2 protein-coding genes are annotated in these 970 nt (G+C 73.3%); both read right to left on the bottom strand.

Going from position 1 to position 970, the window contains the following annotated elements:
- Positions 1 to 83 precede the first annotated feature (83 nt).
- Positions 84 to 482, bottom strand: coding sequence for a hypothetical protein (locus CCN72_RS36430; RefSeq protein ID WP_143664334.1), 399 nt, complete (start codon positions 480 to 482; stop codon positions 84 to 86).
- A gap of 31 nt (positions 483 to 513) precedes the next feature.
- Positions 514 to 970: carbohydrate-binding protein (locus tag CCN72_RS36425; protein ID WP_143664333.1), on the bottom strand; the 457-nt coding region annotated here is incomplete at its 5' end.

The raw sequence follows: 970 nt of genomic DNA, 5'->3' as shown, positions 1-970 counted from the left end.
ATGGCCCGGTGCAGCGCCGCCCTGGCGGAACGGGCGGCGGCGCTGCACCGGGCCATGGCGGTGCTCGACGAGAAGATCGCCCACTACGGCTGAGCCTCGCAGGATTCGGCCCGCGCCGTCCGCGCCAGCGCCTCCCGGGCCGCGAGGCACCCGGCGATCCTGAACGCCAGTTCGCTGGAGCCGAAGGCGTCCGCGCGGGCCTGGCGCAGTACCACCCTGGCCGCCGCGACGACTCCGTGCTCCGGCAGGCTCAGATGCTCCTCGATGCCCGCGGCGGCCGCGGCGAAGAAACGCGGCAGCTCCTCGGCGGGTTCGTACTCCACCGTCAGCCCCTCGGCCACCTCGAAGGCGACCCCCTCGGCCCCGGCGGGCTCGAAGTCCACCACGATCAGCGCGAACTGCGGCGCGCAGTTCTGCTTCTGGTGCAGCACGCGCACACCGCGGATCGGACACGGCGGGAACCGGGGCGGCTGTGACGGCATGCCGGAACGCTACCCCGGTCCCCGCGGCGGATCAGTGCCCGAAGCCGAACCAGTTGACGTTCACGAAGTCGGCCGGCTGCCCGCTGCTGAACGTGAGGTACACGTCGTGCGTGCCGGTGACGGACCCGATGTTGGCCGGAACCGTCCGCCAGGACTGCCAGCCCCCGGTGTCGCCCACCGCGAAGCTCCCGATCGGCGCGTTCGTACGGCTGTCCAGCCGCACCTCCACCAGGCCGCTGACCCCGCCGCCCGCGCCGCTCGCGACCCGGCCGTAGAACTGGGTGGCCGGCGTCGAGCCGAAGTTCACGCCCTTGTACAGCGCCCAGTCGCCGTTGGCGAGGTAGCCCATGTCCTGTCCACCGCCGGTGTCCGTGGTGGTCTCGGTGGCGACACCGGACTGGCCGTCGTACGACTCCGCCTGGATCTGGCCGTACGCGTCCCGGTCGCCGGTCGGCGGGGGAGTGGTGCCCCCGCCGACCGGCGACCGG

The sequence above is a fragment of the Streptomyces murinus genome (assembly GCF_002154555.1).
Lineage (GTDB): Bacteria > Actinomycetota > Actinomycetes > Streptomycetales > Streptomycetaceae > Streptomyces > Streptomyces murinus.
This window is presented reverse-complemented; position numbering and strand designations above follow the sequence as displayed.

Coding starts and splice junctions, on each gene's coding strand:
- CCN72_RS36430 (WP_143664334.1), bottom strand. CDS start 482: ATGCCGTCACAGCCGCCCCGGTTCCCGCCGTGTCCGATCCGCGGTGTG.